Source organism: Lentzea indica, assembly GCF_012184385.1.
GTDB classification, from domain to species: domain Bacteria; phylum Actinomycetota; class Actinomycetes; order Mycobacteriales; family Pseudonocardiaceae; genus Lentzea; species Lentzea indica.
The window spans coordinates 1-4,632 of the sequence record NZ_VSRL01000418.1 but is presented as its reverse complement, the minus strand read 5'-3'; the positions used below and the strand labels follow the sequence as shown (position 1 = coordinate 4,632).

The window sequence follows — 4,632 nt, the reverse complement described above, 5'->3', positions numbered from 1 at the left end:
GTCACCGAACGGCAGCTGCCCCAGCGTCGACGGGTGGTGCCCGCGCAGGAACGGCGCGACCACCCGGCGTCCCGCGGCGACCAGGCGTTCGGCGAGCGGCCTGAACGAGGCCGGATGGTCGGGAAAGCCATGCCAGCACACGACGATCGGCCCGTCACCCGCGGTCAGCGCGGGGAAGTCCAGCCGCTCGGTCCGGACGATGATCTCCTCGAAGTTCATGAGAACTCCACTCGCATCACGAAACGTCGTTTGGTGGGGTGCGTGACCTGGGTGAATCCGGCCTCCTCGAACACCTGGCGCGCACCGACGTGCATCTCGCCCCAGGTGACGTTCTGGCCGGGGGCGGCGATCATGGGGTAGGCCTCGACCGCGCTCGCCCCGTTCTTGCGCGCGTGCTCCACGGTCGCCGCCGCGAGCTCGTAGGTGAGCCCTTGCCTGCGGAACCCTTTGCGCACCACGAAACACGTCACGGCCCACACGCCGTCGTCGTCCTTGTCCTCGGCGCGGCCCTTCCACGGGATGGGCATGTCGAGCAACTTGGCGTAGTCACACCGGGGTTCGACGGCCACCCACCCGGCGGGCTGATCGTCCACATAGGCCACCAGCCCGCTGCCCCTCGCCGACTGCTCCTCGTGCGCGGCGTAGCGCTCGTCGAACGTCGAGTCGCGCCACATCCAGCCCTTGACCTTGTAGCGCTGGCAGTGGCACTTGCCCGGCTCGGACCCGTCGAAGATCGCCTCGACGTCCTCCCACGGCACCTCGTCCGACGGCACGATCCGGATCACGGGACCAAGCTTAGAGGTCCTGGGTGAGGTTCACGGCGTTTCCGTCGGGATCGAACACGTGCGCAACGCGTTGACCCCAGGGCATGTCGTTGGACGGCCCCTGCACCCGGCCTCCCGCCGCTTCGACCAGCGGCAGCACCGCGTTGACGTCGGCCACCGCGATGCTCAACGTGATCCGGGACGGCGCCGAGACGTCGACCTTCTCGGCCACCAGCCCGAGCTCGGCGTCGCCGATCTTGACCGTCTTGTAGAACACGCGTCCCTTCTCCGGATACCGGAACACCTCGGTCGCGCCGAGGACCTGCTCGTAGAACGCCTGCACGGCCTTCAGGTTCGGGGTCGCGATGATGGGCTGGATCGCCATGATGTCCTCCTAGTCGTCCACCGGGATACGGGACGACGGGCCGGAACTCATCGGTGCACCGAAAATCGGCAGCAGCTCGGAGACGTTCAGGAACGTCGTGTTGCCCGTGACCCGCCCACCCCGCACGTCGAGGAACACCAGCCCGAACGGCTGGTCCATCCCGGGCCGCATCTGCCAGTACGCGGGCGAAGCGTTGGCGTTGACCGGAACCAGCCACGCGCCCTTGCACGACGAGTTGGGATCGCTCAAAGCGACCGAGATCGGTCCACGCCCGCGCAGCCACCAGCTGAACGGCGGCATCGACATCGTGACGTCCTCGTGCAGCAAAGCCACCAGAGTCCGCACGTCGTGCCGTTCGAACGCCTCGCAGTAGCGGCTGAGCAGCGCCTTCTGCACGGGGTCTGCGGGGTTCAACGGCTCGCCGGGGTCGACGGCCCGCAACGTCGCCCGCGCCCGCTGCAACGCGCTGTTCGCCGACGCGACCGAGATGTCCAGCAACGCCGCGACCTCGGAAGCCTGCCAGGCCAGCACGTCCCGCAGGATCAGCACGGCTCGCTGGCGGGGCGGCAGGTGCTGAAGTGCGGCGACGAACGCCAGCCGGATGGTTTCGCGTCGGATCGCCTGGTCCTCAGGCAGGACCTTCACGTCGGGCACCGGTTGCACGAAGACGCGTTCGTGCAGCGGCGCGCCGATGTCACCGCCGGCCGGTCCGAGGTCGATGGCCAGGGCGCGTCTCTGGGCGCTGCGCTGCATGTCGATGCAGATGTTGGTGGCGATGCGGTAGAGCCACGTCCGCAGCGACGCGCGCGACGAGTCGTAGCTGTCGAACGCCTTCCACGCGCGCACGAGCGTCTCCTGCACGGCGTCCTCGGCCTCGAAGCCGGAGCCGAGCATGCGGTAGCAGTAGCCGGTCAGCTCGATCCGGAACGGCTCCAGCGTCTCGATCACGACCTGGACCCTACGCGGACCGATGAGTTTCCGTCGGATGGTCAGTGGAGGACGTTCCCCGGTCAGCACCTGCTCGCCCGGCCCGCCGATCACGACTGTCCGTCATCTCCGGCCCGTCAGGCTCAGGCTGGTACGCGAAGCGGGCGCAGCTGAACACCGCCACGAGGACGCCGTAGGCAGCGCCGACGGAGATCAGGTCCATCACCGCCGCCTTCTACGCCAGCAGTGGCGCTCGGAAGGACAGCAGCAGGACCGTGACCGACAGCAGCAGGACGACTCCGATGACGAGTGGCAGCTTGTCGGTCACGCGGTCGGCAAGATCGACCCCGGCGGCGGTGTTGCCGCCGACGTGCACGGTCATATCCGGCACGGGCTCGTCCGCAGGCGGTGGACGAGGTCGGTTGCCACGGGCATGGACAAACTCCTGCCTGCCAACCTCCCGGACCTGCTCGGCGACCTCTTTGCGGGTGTCCTGAGCACCACACCGCTACGGCTTGTCGACTGACCGCGATTCACCGTCGTGCTCGGAGGGCGAATCATCTCGAGTTCGCGTCCTCGCTCAGCTGAGCGAGCGGCCAGTGCACCTCCACGACCTGCCGAGTACCTTGTGTTGACCTTCGCGGGTTCGTGGTGATCACCCTTAGCTCACGCCGGTCCGCTCCGCAGTGCTTGCACAGAAACCCCCGCACCATGCCGGTGAAGTGATCGTGGTCGACGAATTCCCCGCGGCGGCCGCAGCCGCTACATGCCCAGCCCAACGCCTTGATCACCTTGGCCCGCACCAGCCCGACCGGACTGCCCGAATCAAGCTGCGGCGGGAGAGCGAGAAGGCTTCACGGCATCGGGCCTGAAGCGTGATCGAATACTGGGCCCAGGCGGACGCCGGAGCAAACTCGCCACGCCACCAACCAGTTCGCGCAGCACGCCTCTCAGGGACACGACGGCCGCACCGCGAGGCCACCACACCGTCACGCGGCATGGACAACGACGCAAAGCCGCAGCCACGCGAACTCGCCCTCGGTTGATCCTGGACCCGTACGCCGTCTGGCACGACACAGCACCCAGTGCCGGCACTCACTTTTCGCGCGGCCGCAATCTCCGAAGACATGCACTCGATGAGTTCACGAACGTCCAGGCCACGAGCCCCCAAACTGTGGCCGCGAGTGTGATCACGGCCACAGTTTGGAGGGTCTTGTTCCGCTCAGCGCCGCCGATGTCGGTGTGGAGGTGTACCGGATCACCCCTTGAAGGAGGCGTCGCGTGACGCTGGAACCCCCGGCAGATGTGCCGATCGAAGACCTGCTGGCGCAGGTCCCGCGTGGAATCACGGGACTGGTCCGCACGGTGGTGCAGTCCAGGGGACGGGTTGCGCTTGCGGTCGAGCGCGGTGCCACGATGGCGGAGCTCGCCGCCACGCTCGCGGGGCAGACGCGGTCGGCGTCGGTCACGGCACGTGAGCCGGACGGGACGACCTGGTCGATCAGCGTCGGCGCAGCCGAGCACCCCGAGGCGCCGGGCACCGCGGAGGTCGCGCGGTCGTGACCGTCTCCACATCGGACGAGCTGCCCGAGCGGGAACCAGGGCCGCCCGAGCAGCCTTGGCTCCTCGACCCGGCGACGCTGGGCGCGGACCTCGTGCGCGTGCACGAGTACTTCTGTCGACGCGGGCTCGAGGCCGAGGCCGACCTGCTCACTCAGGAGACGTTCCTGCGTCTACTTGTGTGGCAGAAGGCCCATCCCGGCCAGGAGCCCCCGCCAAATCTGAGGGTCTTCCTGTACTGCAACGCGCGGTTTGTCCTCAAGCAGTACTTCCGGGAGTTGGCCAAGGCTCGGTCCCGGACGCGGACGATGGGCGGCTGCGCCGACCTCGCCGCGCTGGAGGACAGCCGGCTCCTGGCCTCCTCGAGCTGGTTGTCTGAGGAGGTGGTCGGCTCCGCTTGCGCCGCGGCACTTCAAACCGCGATTGCCGAGCTGTCCGACCACCAACGCGACACCCTGCTGGCTTGGTTCATCGACGACCTTCCGGCCAGCCACATCGCCGAACTCTTCGAGGTCACGGAACGGGCGGTCCGTTTGATGATCAAACGCACGCTCGACGTGCTCCGAGAGTCTCCGCACTTGAAGCCCTACGGACCCAGGGGAGGTGGCCAGTGAACGCCAACAAGCCCGGTGTCATCGACGGTGCCCGTTGCGAACTCTCCGACGAGAAGGCCGGCGCACTGCTTGGCGGCGTCATCGCTGCTCACGCGGCGCTCACTCCCGCGCAACGTGAGGCGCTGCTCGACTCCGTGGCGCAGGTCGAGCGTGATCCCTTCACGAACGACCCGCATCCGGACCCGTCTCCTTCGGCCGCCGGCTTCAGCTGGGTGTCACCGCGAATCGCAGACGCGGTCAGGATCTCTCAGGAGCGAGCCACCGCCGGTGCGGTGCCGCTGCGTCGCGAGCAGATGGCGGCGGTGTCGAACATCCACCGCGCCGCGACCGCGATTCGCCAGCACCTCGAGAACTCGGTGCTGCGCACCAGCGATCTGACCTG

General features: G+C 68.0%; 7 protein-coding genes and 2 pseudogenes. 3 read left to right on the top strand and 6 right to left on the bottom strand.

The features are described from left to right. From FXN61_RS47435 to FXN61_RS56850, 6 genes and pseudogenes are all read right to left on the bottom strand, one after another. Positions 1–219: pseudogene (locus FXN61_RS47435) on the bottom strand (hypothetical protein); the annotation flags it as partial. Next, complete coding sequence (locus FXN61_RS47430) at positions 216–785, bottom strand: GNAT family N-acetyltransferase (RefSeq protein ID WP_167980337.1); 570 nt, start codon at positions 783–785, stop codon at positions 216–218. The pseudogene FXN61_RS47435 and the gene FXN61_RS47430, both read right to left, overlap by 4 nt. 10 nt (positions 786–795) lie before the next feature. After that, complete coding sequence (locus FXN61_RS47425) at positions 796–1,149, bottom strand: VOC family protein (RefSeq protein WP_188136256.1); 354 nt, start codon at positions 1,147–1,149, stop codon at positions 796–798. A 9-nt stretch (positions 1,150–1,158) separates the two neighbouring features. Continuing rightward, entirely contained in the window at positions 1,159–2,097 is a 939-nt protein-coding gene (locus tag FXN61_RS47420; RefSeq protein WP_312878556.1) for a sigma-70 family RNA polymerase sigma factor, read from the bottom strand. A gap of 214 nt (positions 2,098–2,311) precedes the next feature. Next, positions 2,312–2,458, bottom strand: coding sequence for a hypothetical protein (locus FXN61_RS51250; RefSeq protein ID WP_223165893.1), 147 nt, complete (start codon positions 2,456–2,458; stop codon positions 2,312–2,314). Positions 2,459–2,633: 175 nt separating this feature from the next. Further along, complete coding sequence (locus tag FXN61_RS56850; RefSeq protein ID WP_376770824.1) at positions 2,634–2,867, bottom strand: endonuclease domain-containing protein; 234 nt, start codon at positions 2,865–2,867, stop codon at positions 2,634–2,636. 490 nt (positions 2,868–3,357) lie between these two features. Here FXN61_RS56850 and FXN61_RS47405 point away from each other — a divergent pair, with 490 nt between their 5' ends. From FXN61_RS47405 to FXN61_RS51245, 3 genes and pseudogenes are all read left to right on the top strand, one after another. Beyond that, positions 3,358–3,639: a hypothetical protein gene (locus tag FXN61_RS47405; protein WP_167980335.1), complete on the top strand. Its 282-nt coding sequence runs from the start codon at positions 3,358–3,360 to the stop codon at positions 3,637–3,639. Then, complete coding sequence (locus FXN61_RS56085) at positions 3,636–4,250, top strand: sigma-70 family RNA polymerase sigma factor (RefSeq protein ID WP_167980334.1); 615 nt, start codon at positions 3,636–3,638, stop codon at positions 4,248–4,250. The genes FXN61_RS47405 and FXN61_RS56085 overlap by 4 nt, the downstream gene beginning before the upstream one ends. Further along, a pseudogene (locus FXN61_RS51245) lies at positions 4,247–4,632 on the top strand (hypothetical protein); the annotation flags it as partial. The gene FXN61_RS56085 and the pseudogene FXN61_RS51245, both read left to right, overlap by 4 nt.